General features: G+C 44.9%; 17 protein-coding genes. 7 read left to right on the top strand and 10 right to left on the bottom strand.

What is annotated here, in order from left to right; all coding sequences use genetic code 11:
* Positions 1-83: 83 nt before the first annotated feature.
* The 4 genes from BLW16_RS20765 to BLW16_RS20750 all read right to left on the bottom strand — a co-directional run bounded on the left by BLW16_RS20765 (position 84) and on the right by BLW16_RS20750 (position 5,239).
* Positions 84-1,166, bottom strand: coding sequence for a tetratricopeptide repeat protein (locus BLW16_RS20765; RefSeq protein ID WP_090559802.1), 1,083 nt, complete (start codon positions 1,164-1,166; stop codon positions 84-86).
* A gap of 104 nt (positions 1,167-1,270) precedes the next feature.
* Entirely contained in the window at positions 1,271-3,895 is a 2,625-nt protein-coding gene (gene gyrA, locus BLW16_RS20760; protein WP_090559801.1) for a DNA gyrase subunit A, read from the bottom strand.
* A 99-nt stretch (positions 3,896-3,994) separates the two neighbouring features.
* Positions 3,995-4,891 carry an oxygen-dependent coproporphyrinogen oxidase gene (gene hemF, locus BLW16_RS20755; protein ID WP_090559800.1) on the bottom strand — a complete coding sequence of 299 codons (897 nt, stop codon included), beginning with the start codon at positions 4,889-4,891 and terminating at the stop codon, positions 3,995-3,997.
* Positions 4,892-5,020: 129 nt separating this feature from the next.
* A complete protein-coding gene (locus tag BLW16_RS20750; protein WP_090559799.1) occupies positions 5,021-5,239 on the bottom strand; it encodes a hypothetical protein in 219 nt (72 codons plus the stop codon).
* Between the two features lie 184 nt (positions 5,240-5,423).
* Between BLW16_RS20750 and BLW16_RS20745 the strand changes: the two genes are divergently transcribed.
* From BLW16_RS20745 to BLW16_RS20725, 5 genes are all read left to right on the top strand, one after another.
* Positions 5,424-5,909 carry a DUF4442 domain-containing protein gene (locus tag BLW16_RS20745; protein ID WP_090559798.1) on the top strand — a complete coding sequence of 162 codons (486 nt, stop codon included), beginning with the start codon at positions 5,424-5,426 and terminating at the stop codon, positions 5,907-5,909.
* Positions 5,910-5,938: 29 nt separating this feature from the next.
* Positions 5,939-6,571: an AlbA family DNA-binding domain-containing protein gene (locus BLW16_RS20740; protein WP_090559797.1), complete on the top strand. Its 633-nt coding sequence runs from the start codon at positions 5,939-5,941 to the stop codon at positions 6,569-6,571.
* Positions 6,572-6,599: 28 nt separating this feature from the next.
* Entirely contained in the window at positions 6,600-7,961 is a 1,362-nt protein-coding gene (locus BLW16_RS20735; RefSeq protein WP_090559796.1) for an MATE family efflux transporter, read from the top strand.
* A 200-nt stretch (positions 7,962-8,161) separates the two neighbouring features.
* On the top strand, positions 8,162-9,079 hold the full coding sequence (locus tag BLW16_RS20730) for a cation diffusion facilitator family transporter (RefSeq protein ID WP_090559795.1): 918 nt from the start codon (positions 8,162-8,164) through the stop codon (positions 9,077-9,079).
* A gap of 67 nt (positions 9,080-9,146) precedes the next feature.
* A complete protein-coding gene (locus BLW16_RS20725) occupies positions 9,147-10,325 on the top strand; it encodes a metallophosphoesterase (protein WP_090559794.1) in 1,179 nt (392 codons plus the stop codon).
* 82 nt (positions 10,326-10,407) lie between these two features.
* Here the strand turns inward: BLW16_RS20725 and BLW16_RS20720 are convergent, their stop codons facing one another.
* A complete protein-coding gene (locus BLW16_RS20720; protein ID WP_090559793.1) occupies positions 10,408-10,737 on the bottom strand; it encodes a hypothetical protein in 330 nt (109 codons plus the stop codon).
* A 38-nt stretch (positions 10,738-10,775) separates the two neighbouring features.
* Complete coding sequence (locus BLW16_RS20715; RefSeq protein WP_090559792.1) at positions 10,776-14,177, bottom strand: trifunctional glycoside hydrolase family 18/polysaccharide deacetylase/glycosyltransferase family 2 protein; 3,402 nt, start codon at positions 14,175-14,177, stop codon at positions 10,776-10,778.
* Positions 14,178-14,349: 172 nt separating this feature from the next.
* Here BLW16_RS20715 and dinB point away from each other — a divergent pair, with 172 nt between their 5' ends.
* Positions 14,350-15,456 (top strand): DNA polymerase IV, encoded by a 1,107-nt coding sequence (dinB, locus tag BLW16_RS20710; RefSeq protein WP_090559791.1) that lies wholly within the window; start codon positions 14,350-14,352, stop codon positions 15,454-15,456.
* 101 nt (positions 15,457-15,557) lie between these two features.
* A complete protein-coding gene (locus BLW16_RS20705; protein WP_175470671.1) occupies positions 15,558-16,916 on the top strand; it encodes an FAD-binding oxidoreductase in 1,359 nt (452 codons plus the stop codon).
* A 2-nt stretch (positions 16,917-16,918) separates the two neighbouring features.
* On the opposite strand, the gene BLW16_RS20700 is transcribed toward BLW16_RS20705, so the two are convergent.
* The 4 genes from BLW16_RS20700 to BLW16_RS20685 are packed head-to-tail and all read right to left on the bottom strand — an operon-like array spanning position 16,919 to position 22,595.
* Entirely contained in the window at positions 16,919-18,793 is a 1,875-nt protein-coding gene (locus tag BLW16_RS20700; protein ID WP_090559790.1) for a cytochrome-c peroxidase, read from the bottom strand.
* Entirely contained in the window at positions 18,780-20,177 is a 1,398-nt protein-coding gene (locus BLW16_RS20695; RefSeq protein WP_090559789.1) for a purple acid phosphatase family protein, read from the bottom strand. The genes BLW16_RS20700 and BLW16_RS20695 overlap by 14 nt, the downstream gene beginning before the upstream one ends.
* A 6-nt stretch (positions 20,178-20,183) precedes the next feature.
* Positions 20,184-21,272 (bottom strand): phytase, encoded by a 1,089-nt coding sequence (locus BLW16_RS20690; RefSeq protein WP_090559788.1) that lies wholly within the window; start codon positions 21,270-21,272, stop codon positions 20,184-20,186.
* Positions 21,273-21,332: 60 nt separating this feature from the next.
* Positions 21,333-22,595, bottom strand: a complete 1,263-nt coding sequence (locus tag BLW16_RS20685; RefSeq protein ID WP_090559787.1) for a right-handed parallel beta-helix repeat-containing protein — start codon at positions 22,593-22,595, stop codon at positions 21,333-21,335.
* Positions 22,596-22,604 lie beyond the last annotated feature (9 nt).

The raw sequence follows: 22,604 nt of genomic DNA, 5'->3' as shown, positions 1-22,604 counted from the left end.
ATGCTTTGTGGCTTAACTACAAATTTATACAAAAAAAAAGAGGGATAAAATTTATCCCTCTTTTAATTATCGTTCAGTAACGATTATTTTTTCTGTGCATCCAGTAATTTCTTGGTTGCTTCATAATTTGGCGTGTCATTTTTAAACGCGTAAATGATTTTCAGATTTTCCAGTGCCGAAATCATTTTAGGATCAAGTTCATACGCTTTTTTGTAATATGGCAAAGCCTGATCGATAAAACCTGTCATTTTTAATGTGATCGCGTCAAACTCTTTTTTCTTTTTAGCGTCAATTGCATTTCTTTTTCCCTGCAGGTCCAGCGCTTGTTTGTAATAGGTATCCCCCATTGCATATTGGTAAGCGGCATTTTTTGGATCTTTAGTGATCAGTTTGTTTAACATCTCCTGTGATTTGGCAATGTTACCCTGTTTGATAAAAAGATCTGTCTGCATTCCTACGAAATAAGGATTCTCAGGATATTTGGCAGCAGCAGTTTCCAGTAAAGCTGAACCGGCAACAGTATCTTTAACTTTATCAAAAGTGGTAGAGATCACCTCACTGTACAATGATTCACTGTCTTTGTAACCCAGATCAATTGCTTTTTTAAAGTTTGTGATCATCTGAGGATAATCTTCTATTTGTTTAGCTGTTACACCTGCATTTACAAAAGTAGATGTATCCTGAGGGTTTTTGGCAGTTACCTCATTGAAAAACACCAAAGCGTTTTTAAAATCCTTTTTGTTGTAGGCAAAAATAGCTCTGTTTCTCAAGGCATTAGACAAAGTTGTTTCTGCTTCCTGAATATTTTCTTTCTCCCCCCCTTTTGTGTCTAAAGCTTTGGCTTTTGTTATTGCTTCTTCAGCAATTTTCTCATTAGCTACTGCATTCTGTACATTCAGTGAGTCTACAAACGCAATCCTTGAAGCGAACAGTGCCCTGTAAGACCATGCTTCAGGCATATCTTTCGATTTTTCGTTGGCAATGGCATTATCAGTAGATTTTAATCCTTCTCCTAAAGATTTCAGGGTAGCATCAAGAGGCGTAGTTGTATTGGCAAATTTGGCTAATGCCCAGGCATTCTTCGCTTTTGAAACTTCACTCTTTTGAGCATTCGCAGCATAGGTGGCAGCACCTATAAATAACATACTTAAAAGTACTTTTTTCATAATGGGTTGGTTTTTTAATAATTATAAAACCTGCAGGAGCCAAGAATGTTTTGAATATTCTCTTCTCCGGCAGGTTTTACGGGATTTGTATTTATTTTTTAACTTTATTTTTCTTCGTCCCCGGCTTCCTCATCTTCAGTAGTATCGTCCTCTTCTTCATCTTCTTCCTCCTCTTCTACTGCAGCATCTTCGCCTTCGGTCACTGCTCCTTCTTCGGGCAGCACATCAGCCTGGTCGGTGATCAGCACATCTTCAGAAACTTCTTCCTCATCATCTTCATGTTCAATTTTGGCCACTGAAGCGATAGCATCATTCCCTTTTAAATTGATCAGGCGCACACCCTGTGTAGCCCTTCCGATTACCCTTAGGTGGCTCAGCACAATTCTGATCACGATACCAGATTTGTTAATGATCATCAGGTCATCGTTATCGGTAACGCTCTTAATAGCGATCAGGTCGCCGGTTTTCTCTGTGATCGTAATGGTTTTCACCCCTTTACCACCACGGTTCGTTACACGGTAATCTTCGATATCCGTACGTTTACCATAACCTTTTTCAGAAACAACCATCACTGTTGCAGACGCATCATCAACAGCGATCATTCCTACTACCTCATCTTTATCATGTGCTAAAGTAACACCTCTCACACCGGTAGCCGTTCTGCCCATCGGACGGACTGTACTCTCATTGAACCTGATTGCACGGCCTGAACGTAAAGCCATCACAATTTCACTTGACCCGCTGGTTAAACTTGCTTCCAGCAACTGGTCACCTTCATTGATGTTGATCGCATTGATACCATTTACCCTTGGTCTCGAATAAGCTTCCAGCGAAGTTTTCTTAATCGTTCCCTTTTTGGTACACATGATAATGTAGTTGTTTTCCAGGTATTCCTGATCTTTCAGGTTTTTGACTTTAATATAAGCCTTTATTTTTTCTTCCTTCGGAATATTGATGATATTCTGGATTGCCCTTCCTTTGCTTAACCTTGATCCTTCAGGGATTTCATAAACCCTTAACCAGAAACAGCGGCCTGTTTCCGTGAAGAATAACATGTAATTATGGTTAGAGGCAATCAGCAGGTGCTCAATAAAATCTTCATTTCTTGAATCACTTCCCTTAGAGCCCTTTCCGCCCCTGGCCTGGGTACGGTATTCTGTGGCAGGAGTACGTTTGATATAACCTTCATGGGAGATCGTGATCACCACTTCTTCATCTTCGATAAAGTCTTCCATGCTCATATCTTCGGCAGAGTGAACGATCTGAGTTCTGCGCTCATCACCGTATTTCTCCATCATTTCAGCGAGTTCATCTTTGATGATCTGCATTCTCAGCCCTTCATCAGCTAAAATTGAATTCAGGTATTCAATGGTTTTCATCAGCTCGTTGTATTCGTCTTTGATCTTGTCTCTTTCCAGACCTGTCAAACGGCGAAGAGTCATGTCCAGAATTGCTCTCGACTGAATATCACTGAGGCCGAACTGCTCCATTAAACCTAATCTCGCTTCATCCGGTGTATTTGATCCCCTGATCAGTTTGATCACTTCATCGAGGTGGTCTAAGGCAATTAATAAACCTTCCAGGATATGCGCACGTTTCTGGGCTTCGTTCAGCTCAAATTTCGTCCGGCGGACAATCACGTCATGTCTGTGGTCAACAAAATGCCTGATCAGGTCTTTCAGGTTCAGCATCTGCGGTCTGCCGTTCACCAGTGCAATGTTATTTACACTGAATGAGGTCTGCAGTGCAGTTTGTTTGAAAAGGTTATTCAGAACGATAGAGGCATTCGCATCACGTTTGATCTCATAAACGATACGGATACCATCTTTATTTGATTCATCTTTTATATTAGAGATCCCTTCAATTTTCTTTTCTCCGATCAGTTCAGCGGTACGCTCAATCATCATCGCCTTATTCACCTGGTAAGGAATCTCGGTAACAATAATCACCTCGCGGTCCTTAACGGCTTCGATTTCAGCTTTGGCACGCATCACGATACGTCCCCTGCCTGTTTCAAAAGCTTCCTGAACGCCGTTGTATCCGTATATCAGGGCACCGGTAGGAAAATCAGGTCCTTTTACGAATTTCATGAGCTCGGGAATAGTGATCTCATTGTTTTCAATATAAGCTATAGTCGCATTGATAACCTCTGTGATATTGTGGGGCGGCATATTCGTTGCCATACCTACCGCAATACCGGAAGCACCGTTGATCAACAGGTTTGGTACTTTAGAAGGAAGCACTGTTGGCTCCTGCAGGGAATCATCAAAGTTGAGTTGAAAATCTACTGTATCCTTATTGATATCGGCCAGCATATCTTCAGCAATCTTTTGAAATCTTGCTTCTGTGTAACGCATTGCTGCCGGAGAATCACCGTCAACGGAACCGAAGTTACCCTGACCATCTACCAGCAAATATCTTAAACTCCAGGGCTGGGCCATACGGACCATAGTCATATATACCGAAGAATCACCGTGCGGGTGATACTTTCCGAGTACTTCTCCAACGATACGGGCTGATTTCTTATAAGGTTTATTATTTGCCAAACCGAGATCAAGCATCCCGTAAAGTACACGACGGTGCACTGGTTTTAATCCATCGCGTACATCAGGTAACGCTCTTGATACAATAACGGACATCGAATAATCGATGTAAGCAGACTTCATCTGCTCGTCTATATCAATCTTTATTATTTTGTCGTTTTCCTGATTTTCTAAATCTTCTGCCATAAAAAATTAATGTTCGTTTAAAAACGATTTAAATAAGGTAATGTTATAACCTTGCGAATTTAAGAAAATATTGCTGTTTAAGCGTATTGTGGAAAAAAATTAAGCCCAGTCTATACCTTTTATTAACTTGCTCAGAGTTTCAGCTTCTGGACTGTTTTCTGAAGGTTTGTGGTTATAGGCCCATTTTACTGTTGGTGGTAAGCTCATTAGGATAGATTCTATCCTTCCGTTAGTTTCCAGACCAAATTTTGTACCTGAATCGTAAACCAGGTTAAACTCTACGTAACGGCTTCTTCTGAGGTACTGCCACTCCTGCTCTGCCTCGGTAAACTCTGTATCCCTGTTCCTGTCGATCAGTTCTGTGTAGACAGGGATAAAGGTATTGCCTACGCCCAGCGAAAAGCTGAAGAGCTGCTCCCAGTCAAACCCTGTATTGGATGGCTGAAGACGGTCATAAAAAATACCGCCTATTCCGCGCGTCTCTTCCCTGTGTTTAATATAGAAATAGTCGTCAGCCTGTTTTTTAAACTTTGGGTAGAATGATGAATCGAATTCATCACAGGTCTGTTTGAGCAGATGATGAAAAAACCTTGCATCGGTATCAATGATATAATGAGGACTAAGATCAATACCACCGCCAAACCATCGCGTTTGCTCATCCATTTCAAAATAACGGATGTTCATATGTATGATAGGCACAAAGGGATTCGAGGGGTGAATAACTATAGATACACCAGCAGCAAAAAAATCATCGCTCTCCACTTTAAACGCTTTTTTTACCGCTTCAGGAAGTTTTCCGTGGACAGCAGAGAAGTTGACGCCGCCTTTTTCAATCACATTTCCATGCTGAAAGATCCGGGTACGTCCGCCGCCGCCGCCCTCTCTTGTCCATATCTCTTCTTCAAACCTGCCTTTTCCATCCGCTAATGCCAGACCCTGGCAAATGTCATCCTGTATCTTCTGATACGCTGCTACTACTCTATCTTTAAACATGATTATTGAAATATAATCAAAGTTAAGTTTTATAAAATTTAATGGGGGAACGATTCAAGTTTAAGTTTCCCAATTTGACACTTAAACAAGAAAGGCTGTCTCCAGACAGCCTTTCCTATAAATCTTCAGCAATTATTGTTGGGTCCTGGTAGTGTCTGGCGGCGTAGTTTTAGACGTATCCGGTGTAGTTTTAGCAGTGTCTTTAAGGACGGTATCGGTTGCCGGAGTAATAGAACTGGAGTCTGATGCCGTACTGTCAGACGATCCGGATACATTTTTCGTCGAGTTGCATGCTGAGGCGGCTAATATCATTGAACCTGCAAAAGCAAGACTTAAAATCGTTTTTTTCATCTCTTTATTTTTGTTTTTTAAATGTGATGAGTTTTATTAGTTCTCTTTATACAACAAACAGCACACCCTATTGTTTTATTTTTGTTACAAGGCAATAAACACATTATATATATCTCATTCAAGAAAAATATTAAAGACAGAGCTTTGATGAAAGTTTCAATAATGTTTCAGATATTTAAGCGTCATGATCGTATCAGAAAAAACACTTGAATGGGCGCTGTGTTTATATCCGCCACTTTTTTTTCAGCGTATCCGGGTAAAAAAATTCCATAGCGGTTTCAGGGGTGTAGACGTAAAAATCAGCAAAAGTCTTTTCAATAAAAATTACAACGGCTCCATATTCGGAGGGACGATCTATGCCGCTACAGATCCTTTTTATGCCATCTTATTTGACCAGCTTCTTCAGCGGCAAGGTTTTAAGATCAGGGTGTGGCTCAAAAGTGCCAGTATCCAATATCTCAAACCAGGCCGCTCGGCACTTTATTTTACGGTAGTCATCACGGACGACATGCTGAACGAAGCAATTGAGACGTTAAATACCAATGGTAAATTCATTAAAGCCTACCCTATGGAAATCAAAGATATCAACGGAGAGGTTTGTGCCACTGTAATGAATGAAGTTTACATCAGGAACCTGCATAAGGGCGAATATGGCCCCGTAGCTTATTAACACCATTTTGCGCGCATAAACCCAGAAAAATGAACATCAGGAAACTAATCTTACAAGGTGAGGGAACTACACTGGATTTTAAAAAGACCATTACCAATAATGAGAAAATTGCAAAGAGCCTTGTTGCCTTTGCAAATAACAGAGGCGGACAATTGCTGATCGGTGTAGCGGATGATGGCAGCATTAAGGGAGTCAAATCTGAGGAAGAGGAAAAATACATGATCATTAAATCTGCACACCAGTTTTGCAGGCCGGCCATAGAACCCGAATTTGAAGAAGTATATGTAGATAGCAAGCTGGTTCTGGTTGCAAAAATCGCGCAGAGCGATACAAAGCCGCATTATGCACTGGATGAAAATAAAAAATGGTGGGTATATTTCCGTGTGAAAGATAAAAGTATCCTGGCCAGTAAGATTATTGTTGATGTGCTGAAAAACGAACATATGCAAACGGGACAGCTGATCACCTATACGGCACAGGAAAAGATACTGCTGGAATACCTTGGAGATGAAGGACGTATCACCTTAAAACAGTTTAGCAAGCTCAGCAGGTGCTCTCATAAACAAGCCCGCAAGATCCTGGTAAGCTTTATTCTTGCAGATCTGATCCAGCCCCATACTTCGGAGAAAGAAGAATATTTCACTATGATTGAAGCAAAATAGGTTACCTTTACAGGTTCAAATCTATTTTATGCTACTCGCTCTGTACGAAAAATATAAGCCTTATTATGCCGATAATCTAAGACTGGCGATGCCTATTGTGGTCTCACAAATCGGGCATACGCTCGTTCACCTGGCTGACAGTGTGATCGTTGGCCATTTTGCCGGTACGATACAACTGGCTGCTGTTTCGCTGGTAAACAGCATATTTATGCTGATCCTGGTTATGGGTCTTGGAATTTCCTACGGCCTCACCCCCCTTATCGCACGGGAAAACGGAAGCAAAAACTACCAGGAATGCGGCAAGTTATTATCAAATAGCCTGATGATCAATATGGTGATGGGCGTACTGCTTTACCTGTTCGTGAATTACGGAACCTTACTGTTCATAGACCATATCGGGCAGTCGAGGGATGTAGTTACCTATGCAAAACCCTATCTTCAGTACCTGGGCGTATCCATCATTCCATTAATGATCTTTCAGACCTTTAAACAGTTCACTGAAGGACTGGGCTTTACCAAACAAGCCATGTATATCTCTATCTGGGGCAACCTCATCAACATCCTGTTTGGGCTGGTCTTTGTAAAGGGTCTGTTTGGCATTACCCCGATGGGCGTAAAGGGCGTGGGCCTGAGTACGCTGATAGACAGGGTACTGATGTGTGTGGTAATGGGGTATTATGTATTCAGCTCCAGAAATTTCAGACCTTATCTCCGCAACTTCCGGTTAACCTTTTTTGATAAGGTTAGGAGCCTGAAGATCTTAAAGATCGGGGCACCGGTATCACTGCAGTATTCATTTGAGATCAGCGCTTTCAGTGGCGCCGCCATCCTGATCGGCACCATCGGGGCAGTAGAACAGGCCGCGCACCAGGTAGCGATTAACCTGGCCTCTGTCACCTATATGATATCCAGTGGAATTGCCTCAGCAGCTACCATTAAAACAGGGAACAACCTTGGTAAAAATAACTTCGGCGACCTGCGCAAGTCGGCTTTAGCCAGCTACCATGTCATCCTGGTGTTTATGGCCATTACTGCTGTTATTTTTATTTTAGCAAGCGGAGTACTCCCCTATATTTATACAGAAGACCTCGCTGTGATCGGGATCGCTTCTCACCTACTGATCATCGCGGGATTTTTCCAGTTATTTGATGGCACACAGGTAGTTGGCCTGGGCGTATTGCGGGGTCTCGGAGATGTAAATTACCCAACGATCATCACCTTTTTCGCCTACTGGGTCATTGGTATTCCTCTGGGCTATTTTCTGGGCATTCCACTCGGGCTGGGCGTAAATGGGATCTGGTATGGCCTTACATTCGGGCTGCTCACCGCCTCCGTCCTGCTATTCTTCAGGTTTCAAAAGCGGACAAAAATGCTGTTGCCTGAAAGGTAGTCCTGTTTTAACTTTATGAATAAATTTCTATACAGTAAGGAATAAACTGAAGCATTCCGGGAACCTGACCTATCTGTGGGTACCATCAAAACGAGGATCAGGATGTCCATACAGGTGCTCTGCTCCTTCTTTATTTAATTTAGTATTGCTCCCCGGTTATTGTGGTATGCAGTTTGTCTGTTGGCTATTAACAATTCAATATGGCCTCTTCAAATAAATCGATTTATAGTGCCCTTGCTGCAAACCTTCTGATTGCAATTACGAAATTCACAGCCGGTGCCTTCAGCAACAGCGCTGCAATGCTATCAGAAGGGATACATTCCCTGGTTGACACAGTGAATCAGATACTGTTGCTGTTTGGTTTAAGACGCAGCAAAAAACCCGCAGACGCCCTCCGGCCATTCGGATATGGCAGGGAACTTTATTTCTATTCATTTATCGTTTCCATCCTGATTTTCGGACTGGGAGGCGGAATATCCATCTACCAGGGAATTATCCATGTGATTACGCCCCAGGAACTCGGAAATCCGACCTGGAATTACGTTGTGCTTGCGTTATCTGTGGTATTTGAAGGGACCTCATTTCTTATTGCCGCGAAGGAATTTAATAAAACCCGTGGTAACGAAAGCTGGTGGAATGCGATTGTTAAAAGCAAAGATCCCGCGAGTTTCCTTGTACTGTTTGAAGACGGGGCTGCCGTACTCGGATTGTTCACTGTAATGATCTGTATGTTCTTTAGCCACCGGTACCACATTCCCCAGCTTGATGGTGTAGCCTCACTGCTGGTTGGCCTGCTCCTGGTGGGCGTATCATTAATCCTGGCCCGGGAAAGCAGGAGCCTGCTGATGGGCGAGGGAATTTCTGACGTATCCAAACAGAAGATCACGCAAATCACAGCAGAAGATCCCACTGTATTGAAAGTAATGCGGATCATCTCTACTTATCAGTCGCCCGAAGATGTGATGCTGATACTCATTGTCGCTTTTCAGGAAGACCTGGATACCCAGGAGATCAATGAAGGAATTGAGCGGATACGTACAAAAATCCGTCAGGAATTTGATCTGATCCATTTTGTCATTATACAACCGGAAGTCATTACACACAAATTCCATTATTAATTGTAATTATTTTGTATTAATAATCAATATTTCGTTGCATAGACAGTGAACTGCCTATATTCATGTCATGAAACGCATTTTACCGCTCCTGATTATCTTATTTTTTATATTCCTGCTCAACGGCTATGTACTTTCCGGGATACATACGTTAAGTTACAGCCCCTATGTTACCCCTATTTTCTGGCTTGCCATCGTGCTGATCACAGCTGCTGTTATTTATGGGACCCAAAGGTTACGCCAGCATGGTCTGGACCTGTTTTTCAAGATTGCCAGCCATATGGCCATTACACTTGTCGTTTCAGAACTGATCATGGTGATGATGCTGTTCCTGGGTGATGCTTACGGTCTGATCACCGGAACACCGAGAAATGTTCGCTGGGTAGAAGCCAGTTTTATGCTGATGCTATTTACCATATTTCTATTCGTCTACGGGATGATATTTGGTAAGTACAACTACAAGGTGATCGAACACACCTTATATTTTGAAGACCTTCCTGAAAGCTTTGACGAATTTAAGCTGGTGCAAATATCTGATATACATGCCGGGAGTTTCAATAACCCCAAAGCCGTACAGCGGGGTATAGACCTGATCAATAGACAGCATGCCGATCTTTTTGTCTTTACCGGTGACCTTGTGAACAACAAAGCGGAAGAGATTAAGCCCTGGATCAGTTATTTTTCGCAGATCAGGGCACCTTACGGCCAGTTCTCCATTCTCGGAAACCACGATTACGGGGATTACATCAAATGGGGGACCGAAGCGGAGAAGACCGCCAACCTGAACCAGCTGAAGGCCTACCATAAAGATTTGGGATTTAGGCTTTTACTGGATGAACATGTGCACATCAAAAAAGATGATCAGCATATCGTCCTTGCAGGAGTAGAAAACTGGGGGATTGGATTTGGCGAACGCGGGGATTTGAAAAGGGCACTGTCAAACACCACCGACAGGGAATTTAAGATCCTGCTTTCGCACGATCCTACACATTGGGAAGCACAGGTTAAAAGCTATATTCCTAATGTACAGCTCACACTTTCCGGCCATACCCATGGGATGCAGTTTGGCCTCGAAGCATTTGGCATCAAATGGAGCCCCGTAAAGTACAGGTATAAACACTGGGCCGGCTTAAAAACCGAGAATAACAGTGTGATCAATATTAACCGTGGCTTTGGCTTTATCGGATTTTCAGGCAGGATTGGCATCTGGCCGGAGATTACCGTGATCAAGCTCAAAAAGATACGCTAAGTATTTATTAAAAGGGTTAACAGGAAAAGCCGGGCTTTTCCTGTTAAAAAAACACACATATGAAGTATAATCTGTCCGCCTGTTATGCAGCGTAGATATATAATTTACTGTTCCTGACAGGCTGCCCTTTAATGGCAAGATAAGCCCCCCTGTCGTCCCTTAATGCTTTGATCACAAAGGGGTCATTTCCTTTCGCGATTTCATCAAAGGCAAGCTTAAGCCTGTCTATATGTGTATCGGCATTTACCTTCCACTTCTTTTCCTGGTACAAAAAATAAGCAAAAACTATCCTCGTATCTCCCTTTGGTTTGCCGTCCAGGCGGATAAATGCCGGATTCGCTGCTTTTAAAGGCTCAACTGCCCTTGTATAAAATTCTTTAAAATCCGGATAAGTTTCTTTTGTGTTGGTCATATTGATATTATATTCTTGTAATTACTAATTTTTTAGGGTTAAGCCTCCTGTTCCCTTACATTTCCCGTCCGCTTTAATGCTCCCCAGCCTTCCAGCTCACCCTTTAAAGCCTTACGTACCGACTTGAACAATACCAGGTACATGAGCTGTCTCCAGTAGAAACGCTGAGGGATCAGATAGATCAGCTTTTTATATGCTTCTTTCTCCATTCTGAATGCGATCCCTGCAAATACTAAATCTACCAGGATAAAAACGCAGTAATAGAAAAACACCTGCCCAAAGCCGTTGTGCAGGCTAAGCAAACTACTGATACCATCCATGTTGAGAGAGTTCACGGATGACAAGGAGAATAGCCCGGTAATGATCGAGAGCAGCATGAAGAAATCAGCCAGAGGAGAAAACAGCGGCAGGATGATCTGATAGATCAGGATGTTTGGCATGCCCACCATTCCGAAATAACCATATTTTTTATTAAACAGGGTCTGCCTGTTTTTCCAGAAACTCTGCATCACGCCAAAACTCCATCTGAAACGCTGTTTGAGCAGCATATTGACCGTTTCCGGCGCTTCAGTATAGGCGATGGCACTGTCACAGTTCCTCACGTCATATCCTGCCCTCAGGATGCGCATCGTCAGGTCACAGTCTTCCGCAAGGGTATCGGTGGTAAAACCGCCCACTTCCCGGATCACCTTCTTTCTGAACGCTCCGATTGCGCCCGGAACCACAGTGATAGTATTCAGCAGATCAAATGCACGCCTGTCCATATTCTGCGCTGTAATATATTCTATAGACTGCCAGTTGGTAATCAGGTTGGTCTTGTTCCCCACCTTTACCGTTCCTGCAACAGCAGCAGTTTCTTCATTGTAAAAATACCGCATCAGCTCGGTGATGGCATCGGTTTTCAACTGGGTATCAGCATCAATGCAGATCACAAAACCGGCTGTTGAATGCGCAACACCAAAGTTTAAAGCAGAAGCCTTTCCCCCGTTTGCTTTGGCAAAAATCTTTATATGTTCCAGATGCCCGAAGTTTTCCTTCACCAGTTCAACGGTACGGTCTTTGGAACCATCATCAACAAAAATAAACTCTACATTTTTATAGGTGGTTTTCAGTAAACTCTTCAGGGTTTGTACCACTGTTACCTCTTCGTTATAGGCGGGGATGATAATGCTCACTTTCATATCCGGGTCCTTTAACAATAGTTCCCGCTCTTTTTTCGAAACAGCTTTCTGCCTGATGGCAAGAATGGCTATAAAAATACTCCTCAGCATCGCCAGGATGATCGCAACGATAAAGATGAAGTTCAGTGTCAGGGTTCCGTAAGAGAAGGCCCTCAGGAACAGATCATCGCCTGAGCTGATAAAATCACTGCTGTTCAGCTTTACCGGAGGCATCAGCGCGTCCCTTTGTTTTCCGATCAGCTGCCCGACTGTTGCAAACTCATATCCTTTGGATTTGAAATACTGAATGATCCTGGGAAGCGCCTCTACCGTTGCCTGGCGGTTGCCCCCTGCATCGTGAAGCAGCAAAACATTGCCTAGGTTCTGCTGTTTGACAACAGCATTAAAAATCTGGTCTGCCGTAATTCCCGGCTGCCAGTCCTGCGGGTCAATCGATTCCCCGATATTGATATAGTTTTCTGCCCTGCTCTGCATCACCGGCAAAATCTCCGCAGAGGTTGTAGGTTCGGCATCGGCATTGTATGGCGGCCTGAACAGGATGGTACTGTGGCCAGTAACAGACTCAATGATTTTCCTAGTAGCATTCAGCTCAAAGTTCACCCGTTCGACACCCATTTTAGACATATCCGGATGAAAAAACGTATGGTTACCGATCTCATGGCCCATGTTGTACTCCCTCAGCAGGAGCCCCATGTTCTGCTCTGCCATAATGCCCACGACAAAGAAACTGCCCGGTACTTTTTCATCGTGCAGGATATCCAGGATCTGTGGTGTATAAACGGGATCGGGCCCGTCGTCAAAAGTCAGCACGATCTTCTTTTCAGCGTGGCCATACCGGCGTATGCTGTATTTGGTTGGTAAGACCACATAATGCTGGTCAGTGATCTCATAATTATTGGTATCGAGCTTCACGTCAATCTTTCCAGCCTTAGGCGTGGATACCAGGTCCAGGATTTCCCCTTCGCCGGAATAATCTATCCTGTCATTTAACCCGATGTTGGTCAGCCTTTTGAGATCCACACCGGTTTTCTTTACAGAATCGATGCTCAGGTCTTTGGAGATGAAGGTCCACACTCTCGGATCCTCAGCACCCATCCGCCAGAGTGCAACGCCCGCTATACCCCAGTCGTCCGCTTTCCTGATCAGGTTAAAATTAGTTGCAGCATCGGTGAAAAACACGCGGTGCTGTATTGAAGATTCATCTTTATAGGAAAAATTCAGGTTTGCAGAGAGCGGGTCATATTTCACTTTGCCGTTATAGCGGTTAGCAGTAGCGATCGCCTGCTGATAGGTGATCGTATTGCCGACGTCACCATTCGGCCAGTCGTACCCGTAACAGGCCAGGGCAAGGATCACCTTGTCTGAGGAGATTTGCTCACAGATCCTGTCCAGTTGTTCTTCTACCCACTGCTGATGGGAAATATCACCGGCATTGCTGCTTTCGCTGTGCTGATCGTACGCCATCACAAAGATATAGTCGTTATATTTTTCGAGTACACTCAGGTTATAATCTTCGTTATCCGGAGAGATATCCTGGGATACGATAAGGTTTTGGGCATGCAGCTTTTCGTACAGGTTCTTCTGAAAAGCGGCCAGAGGAAGGTCAGACGTTTCTTTGATCTCTTCGAAATCTATATTTACACCCTGGAAACCATACGATTTCAGGGACTTGATCAGGTTGGCTATAAATCTGTTCTGCAGATCAGTATCCTGCAGCAGTTTATGGATGGCATCACCGTCAAAATGATCATCAGTAAAATTGGAAACCAGGGCGATGGCCGTCTTTTTGTTTTTCCTGATGAGCTTCATGGCGTCATTATCTACCTTATCGATCAGCGTATCAGCACCATTTTTAACAAAAAAAGACTCGGTAACCACCATATCGAGCTGTTTGATATGGTCCTGCAGGTCTGTCAGGGACTGGGGGTCCCAGTTTACATAAAATCCGGCGTTGATCCTTGCTTTGTTGTTGGGATGTTTCAGGCGGTGGGCCTGCTGGTCATGCCTGATCTTCAATAATCTCTTTTTGGAGATCTTAAAATCCTTATAGGTTGTCGATTTCCTGATCTGCTCCAGCTGTTTTTTGGACAGGGTGACCGTTGACGTGATGATCGGCAATGCGGGGTAATGGTTGGAGATCAGCGTATAAGCCACACAGGCAGTAGCCACAAGGAAGGTGATGATCAGTAACCTGGTTACCCATTTAAAGGTGATCCACCTGCTTTTTTTAGAAGTTTGAAAAATCTGTTTTTCTGACATTTTAGGAATGAATAGTTACCGTTGGGGACATTAAATTACATGGAAACCTCAATAAAAAAAGATATGGGGGAAAACAGCTGTATGTATCAAAAATCCTTATAAGGTTCAAATATAGGTATAGAATTTGATAAAAAAACCGGGTTTAATCAGGAGATTTGCAAGAGCCCGTAACATGATAACACCAGAGATCCCAAAACCCCTTCAGCGAAAGATCATCCATATCGATATGGATGCGTTTTATGCTGCTGTTGAGCAGCGGGATTTTCCGCAGTACAGGGGAAAACCGATCGTTGTAGGCGGCTCTCCCGATGGCCGCGGAGTGGTTGCCACGGCAAGTTATGAAGCGCGTAAGTTTGGCATTCATTCGGCCATGTCTGCCAGGAGGGCCATTCAGTTATGTCCTGAAGCGATATTTGTGCGGCCCCGCTTTGATGCTTACAAAAGTGTTTCAGTACATATCAGGGAGATATTCAACCGTTATACCGACCTCATTGAACCGCTGTCACTGGACGAGGCTTTTCTCGATGTGACGGAAGACAAGCTCAATATCGGCTCTGCACTGGAAATTGCGAAACAAATCAAAGATGCCATCAGGGATGAGCTCAACCTCTCTGCTTCGGCAGGTGTTTCCAGCAACAAGTTTATCGCCAAGATTGCTTCAGACATGAATAAACCGGATGGGCTTACCTTCATCGGGCCCTCAAAAATAGAGCGTTTCATGGAAAACCTGCCCGTAGAAAAGTTCTTTGGCGTGGGAAAGGTAACGGCCGAAAGGATGAAAAAAATGGGCCTGCATAGTGGTGCCGACCTGAAACAGCTAACCGAACAGGACCTGGTTACCAAATTCGGGAAAACAGGGAAATTCTATTACAGGATCGTCCGCGGAATTGATGAAAGGCCTGTACAGCCCCACCGGCTGACCAAATCACTGGGTGCCGAAGATACTTTTGAGGAAGACCTGTCCACACAGGAAGAAATGATTACCGAGCTCGAACAGATCGCGGAAAAGGTAACTGCCAGATTGGAGAAAAGCCAGCTGAAGGGTAAAACACTGACGCTGAAGGTGAAATTCAGTGATTTTACACAGATCACCCGGAACCAGTCCTACGTTACCCCTATCGGCGATTACCTCTCCATCATTGCCGGCGTGAAAGACCTGCTCATCAGGGCAGATCTTGAGAACAGCAAAGTAAGGCTGCTGGGTATCTCCCTGAGCAATTTCGGCAATCTCCCGGCATCTGCTAAGGTAACGGACCCGGACCAGCTGGAACTTTTCTGATAAAGCGGTCAGTAGCTTGTCAGTTCCCCATTATAGGGGATTGCTATCAAATGAAAAGATCTGCAATTTGGCGACTCATTTTTACGATAAAACTAAGTACGATGAGCGGTAAAGAGTGGAGCCAGAAATCAGCTGATGAACTGGAAAATTATTTAGGAGATAAAATGATCCTGCCCGGAAATGAAAAATATGCTGAGTGCTACCAGGGATGGGCAGCGACGGATCATGAGCCTGCAATGATCTGTTTATGCGCGAACACAGCAGACGTTCAGGCAGCCGTGGTACTGGCAGTTAAAAAAAATATCCCTTTATCCGTTCGCGGCGGAGGGCACGACTGGCAGGGCCGTTCATTTATTAACGGCGGACTGGTGATTGATCTGACCGGGTTAAATACGATAAAAATCGACGAAACAGCAAAATCAGCAGTGATTGGAGGTGGTGTAAAAACAATAGACCTTACTAAGGCAGCAGATGCATACGGGCTGATACCTGTGATTGGCACCTCCGGAGAAGTCGGGGTAGCGGGCTTTACAATGGGTGGAGGTTATGGATTAACCAGTCCTTCAAATGGACTGGGCACAGATAATCTGCTCAGTGCAGAATTGGTCCTTGCAGATGGCAGCCTCGTTACAGCGAGTCAAACAGAAAATCCGGATTTATTGTGGGCCCTCTGCGGTAGCGGCGGGAATTTCGGTGTGGTGACTTCCCTGCAGATCAGGCTTCATGAGGCCAAACCCGTGCTGTCCGGCTTTATCATGTTTGCATTAGCAGAGGCCGAAAAGGTATTGCGGGGCTTTGAAGAGCTGATGAAAAATGCACCGGATGAACTCTATACCCTTCTATCCATCAGAACAGTGCCTGATGGCGGAATCTTCCTTTTGGTAACGCCGACATGGTACGGTGATCCTGAGGTTGGAAAACCAGTAATTGAGTCTATACGGCAACTGGGTACACCGGTTATGGAACAGATTTCAGCATCAAGTATGCTCGGATTGATGGAGTCCTTCGCCCCTTATATCGGCAACGGGCGCTACCGTTATTTAAAAACCAGGTGGATAGCGAAACTCCTGCCTGAAGTTATTGACGGTATTACAGCTGCTGCAGCGCGGATATCCTCCCCGTTCTCCATTATCACTTTGTTTTACTTACATGGAAAACCTACAAGAGTGCCTTTAGCTGAAACCGCATTCGGGATCAGGGATGTCCACTATACTTTGCTGATTGCCACCGAGTGGGAGCCGGAAGATACCGGTACCAGTCACATACATAAAGAATGGGCAGATGATTATTTTGAATTGACAGCACCCTATTCTTTACCGGGTGGCTATCCGAATGTCCTGGGCAGTGAAAACACTAACCAGATTTCTCAGGCCTATGGCAGCAACCTTCAAAGATTACAATTGGTGAAGAAGAAATTTGATCCGGATCATGTATTTAATTCCATACCACTTGCCCGGTAAAATTATTGATCAATTTTATCGGTTAAAGAGCGCATAAATACTACGATCTGATGCATTTCATCATCAGATAAATGCAGCGGTTTTGCAGAAAGCGTCTGTTGCGGCTGCTCCATATGAAGGCCTGCTCCCCCGCCCTGGTTGTAAAACTCAACCACTTTTTCGAGGTCTTTAAATACTCCGTTGTGCATATAGGGCGCCGTCATCGCCGCATTTCTTACCGTAGGGGTTTTGAAGGCGGCTTTGTAATATTCGATCGGGAAAAAACCAAACCTGCCCTGGTCCTGATCATGCTGCGGACGGTCAAAATCATCATTTGCAGGCGTCCCCAGGATTTCATATTCAGTACGTTTATACAATGGCGGGATCAGCCCGTTAAATAAAGGCGCAAAATGACAGCTTCCACATTGCGCCTTTCCCATAAACAGGTTGAAACCTTTTACTTGTTCAGCATCGATTGCTGTTTTATTGCCCGCTATATACTGATCGAAAGCGGAATTCCTGGGCGCTAAACCCCTGATAAAGGCTGCCAGCGCATCGGAGAGATTGGTCATGCTGACGGGGTTTCCCGCACTGTCCGGAAAAGCTTTCAGAAATTCTTTCCGGTATGCGCTGTCTTGCTGTAACCCAGTGATGACCACAGCATGATTTCCGTTCATCTCAAGCGGGTTAGCTATTACTGTGCGGATTTGTTCCTGAAGGTTTTTCACGCGCCCATCCCAAAACTGGGCATACTGGAAACCCGCATATAACAAGGTTGGTGCGTTCCGCTGCACAAAATTCTTACCGTCAAAGGCCAGGCTTGTTTTTAAGCCATCACTAAAATACTGCTGCTCACGGTGACAACTTGCGCAGCTCCTCTGCAAATTTCCCGATAAGGCTGTCTCCCGGAAAAGTCTTTTTCCCAGTGCTGCCTTCAGGTCATTCTTTGCGGCCGCCCCTCCGAAAGCTCCGGGAGGAATAGCATCGGGGCTGAAGATATTTTTCGCCTGGTAATTGAGGGCGCTTTTGTGATTCACATCGAGGTTTAGGGCAGCGATGAATCCGCCCAGTTGCTCCTGCAGTGGCAGCGCATAACCGGTCAAAAACTCCATCCGGTTAAAGCTGTCAAAATCCGGATGTGCTTTCAGATACGCCAGTGTTTCTGCGATAGTCTTACTGAGCGTTTCAGGCTGTATACCAGGACGGGAGTTAGTTGGAGAAGACTGTTGCCCGGCAGCAATGCCGGATTTCAGATAAGGCTGCAGGACCTGCCTGATGGCAGCGACCGACTGCCAGGATTCTTCTATACCGCTTTTCAGCTCGGGGGCATCATACCCCGTAATGCTTAAGGTAATTACTTTGATCAGCGCTAAACGTACACTTTCCAGTACCTCCTGGTCTGTACCTTCAAAGCCATAGAGCAGGGCGTTCAGATCTGCAGCAGAGGAAGAAATCAAATCGGCCTGTTCCAATAAGGCTGCCTGCTGCGCAAACGGATCTTCGCCGAACAGCATTGCTTCCATCACCTGGAAACCCGAGGGTTCCTGGTATTCCATATAAGGCTCATCGACCTCTGTTTTTGCCGGCCTGTTATAGATCAGCGATGAACTTTCAAAGAAATAATCCATAAAGAATTCTATTCTTTTATAGTCCGTACGGCTCCTTTTCAACGCGAGCCGGGCATTGATAAGCGTGCTGCTGTCCCTGGCTGATAATAAAGATACCGCAGTTTTCAGCTCCCGTCCGGAACTGTTAAATGCTGCGGTACCTGTTTTAAAGCCATCAATGGCATTGGCCACTCCTATACTGCTGTTCCCGGTTTTTAAACCCAGGACAATGCAGAGGATGGTCAACCATAAACTGGTAACAATAAATATCTTAACTTTATTTTGAAACATTTTTACCGGCTTCCTTCATCATCGTGAACTGGTCGCGGATCACGCCATCGGCACAGATCCATTTCAGTTCAAGCGTATTGTCCTGCACATCCAGCACACAGGAGCCACCGTGGTCTGCATCCGAGAAATACATGGCGTTATGCGGATAGGAAGCCTGCTTGCCTCCCAGTTTCCCGGCGGAGCCACTCAATACATATACTGTTCCCTTTCTGTTCTTAATGGTCTTTTTATACGGTGCAGCATCCTTACTGCCGTCATTCTTTCCTGACGAAGAACTCAGGTTATGCTTTTTAGGATCAAATGTATTTTCCATACCATAGTGCCCCATCATCAGGCGACTGCGCTCATAACCATGGCTGTGACCATTCAGCACTACGTCTACCCCGGCACGTTCAATGATCTGAATAAAGTTTTCCCTGATCTTTACCAGCTCTTCTTCCTGATCTGAATTATGCGAGCCCATAGTATATGGCGGATGGTGCCAGAAAGCGATTACCCAGCCTTTGTTTTTATTGGCAGCCAGGTCTTTTTTGATCCACTGCACCTGCGGGCCCAGGGTATCATACAGGCGGTAGGAATTTTCCTCTTTGCCATAAGAATCAAGTGAAAGAAAATGAATATTGCCGATATCAAATGAATAAAAGGCCTGTGTATGTGAGGGCACACCACCTGATTCAGCCTCTGTTGGCATTGAGAAATTTTGGTAATAAGCGGTCTCGTGGGTCTCCTGCGCATGTTTGGCACTCAAGTCGGTATCATGATAGTCGTGATTTCCCGGTGCAGGGAACAACGGGTATTTCTTGAGCAGGTCGTTCTTATAGATATTAAAAAACTTGCTTTGAAATTCTGAATCGGTTCCGTCCTGATAGGCGTTATCCCCTAAAAGTATCCAGGCGTTCAGTTCATTGGGGCCAAGGTATTTCAGCAGCTGTTCTTTTACATGACGCTGGTTGACAGAGTTATCACCACAGTCACCTAAAGCGGCAATGCGGTAATGCCCCGGTTTTCCGGGCTCCGGAAGTGTGACAAAAAAGTTGTTTTCATCACCCTGTAAGGTATCGCGCAAGCCTCCGATACTGTAAAAGTATTTCGTATACGGCTTTAAGCCACTGAGTTTTACCTGATGTTCGGTAAGGAGTTTGGTATCTTCGGCCGACTGGTCGAGCTTCGCTTTGTCGGTACCGTAACGCACCCTGCTTCTCGAGGAAACGTCAGTTCTCCAGCGGATCAGTATACCCCTGCTGCTTGCCACCTGCAAGTACGGTCCCCGGATCAGCCTTACCGGCTCAGTAGCTGCCCCAGGCTCTTTTTTGTCCTGCGATAAAGCTGCCTCTGTAAACAGTAAGGCCAGTGATAACAGCAGGAATAGCGGTTTCTTTATCATTTTATATTAATTTATTTTTAGTTCCGTTCCGGCTATATCTTCCCAGCGGTAATAATGAAAAGTTCTGTCATCGCTCATCACGACGAACAGGCCATGTTTAAAAGTATCATTCAGCGGCACATTTACCACATCCGAACCATCACTATGGCCTGCGCTCACTTTAACGATTTTCAGCAGCTGATGGTCAAACTGGTTTTTCAGGCTTCCTTCCCTGCTAAAGATCTGGAAACGGTTGGCTCCCTGATCAGATACTAAGATATAACCTTTACGCGACGAAGTCTTATAAATTGATATTCCTTCATGGTCTTCCAGGAAACCGGTGGTACCAAACTGGGCAAGCTGCTCATTGCCCTTTTCAGGATCGGCATAATACTGGCGCACACCGTATTGCTCATCTGAATAATAGATATAACCCAGCTCATTGTCCACCGCAATGGATTCGATCTCCTTTTTTCCGCTGTAAATACCAAATTTACGTACCAGTTCGGCTTTCACCTGTCCGGATCCGTTGTCAGACAGCAGGTACTGCCAGAGATAAGACCCATCTGCAGGGCCTGTTTTACGGCCAACTATCGCGTACATCTTTCCGGATTTGGCGGTATAAATGGAAATGCCCATCAGGTCGCGGTATTCGGCACCGGTCTCCCCTTCAAATACAGGAATGCCTCCTCCGTCCACAGGTTTCATATCCGGCAAAGCATAGATGCGCAGCTGATGGCTGAAACGTTCTGTAGTGACCGCAATGTCGGTTGCTTTGCCGTTCAGTTTCAGGCCGTAGGCGATATCTACATTATTGGGTCTTTTGAGCCCTTTAACCACCAGGTCATGCTGTATCTTACCCTGGAGATCAAAAACGTATAAGGCCCCGGTTGCAGACTTATCAGTACCAATGACCAGGCTTTTTGAGGCGTCCTTCGGATTAACCCATATGGCAGGATCATCGGAATCAAAACCTACTTTTTCAGAGATGACAACCGGTTTTACGGCTAAAGTATTTTCAGTTACAGCTGAGGTACGTACCGGGGCGAGGTGTTCGCTGCAGGCGCCAAGAACGAGAGGTAACAGTGTATACAGTATAATTTTATGCTTAAACATGATTTGATTTAAAAATAAAGAACATCTCCGGAAGACTGATCCGGAGATGTCAAAAAGTTGCTAATTTGTACCAAAAGCGCCGATGTATGAAGCTGGCTCCGGTGAAGCGTACACTGTTCCGTTGATGGTGATCCCATCAGGGAAATTACGTACAAAATCTTTTCTTCCCTTGTTCAGCGCTGCCGATCCGGTCAGCAGATGAAAATCCCAGCTGTCGCTGAACGTAAAGTTGGAGGTAGCGGTGCTTAAGGGGTAGTTCGCAAACTTCGGATCATTGGCACCCACTACCGTACTGATGACGTCATTTGTACCTGCTACGATATCAGCTGCGGGCTGAAACTGGGTCACAGCGGCTTGTGCATAACCGTAATACAGATTGTTGCTGAATTTTGACCTGGCATCCTGAGGTGCCTTGGTGTCTTTTTTTATACCGAAACGGGCATTGGCAAAGAGGTTATTGTACAGCTCTGCATACACTGTTGCTTCCAGCCACACTGAACCACCTTTGGCGGTTGGTCTTCTCCAACCTGTGTTTAGCATGGTGTTGTTGTAAACCACCACGTGTGCCTGTGGCGTACGGTCGCCCGTATTGGAAAGTTTAAACGCATTGGTATTGGTTGAATAGAAGAGGTTATAGGATAAATCTGCCAGACATCCCGACTTGATATTGATCCCTTCTCCGCCAACCAGGCCTGTATTGTAGAATTTGTTTCCTGTAAAAATGATATGACCGCCTTCAATATAGGTACAGTCATCCTGAAAGTGCCGGAAGGTGCTGTTGGCAACCACCAGTTTACCATTCACGTTGGAGAACCAGATTGCCGGTGTGTTTTCACCGCTGACAGCTTTGTATAAACCCAGTTTTACTGAAGTAGAGGCCTCTGTGGTAGTGGCACCGCCATACTCAACGATCGTATTGTCCAGCAGCAATTCAGTACAGGTTTTGGAGGCCAGGATACCGCCCCACATTTTACCAAAGCTATGCGCTGCATTTCTGTAATTCTCTTCGATGGTGAATTTCACCGGGTTTGCTGCTGTACCTAAGGAATATAAATTCCCGTTCAGGATGATCTCAGGCCTTGTCAGTGTATCCATGATCACAAGAACGCCTTCTTCAATGGTGAGCGACTTATTCACCGGAACAATGATGTCACCCGTTACACGGATCACACTTCCTTTGGTCCATATTCCGTAAACTTCACCGGAAAGACCACTGGTATTGGTCGGGACAGGCGAAGTGTCCACATCAACATTTGCTTTTTCACAACCTGTGAATACTGCGGCCGTCATTGCGGCACAGAGTAGTAATACTTTTATCTTCATAGCGTTTAT

It is taken from the genome of Pedobacter hartonius (assembly GCF_900107535.1).
Taxonomy (GTDB): domain Bacteria; phylum Bacteroidota; class Bacteroidia; order Sphingobacteriales; family Sphingobacteriaceae; genus Pedobacter; species Pedobacter hartonius.
Note: the sequence above shows the minus strand (reverse complement) of the source record. Positions and strands in the feature narration are given on the sequence as shown.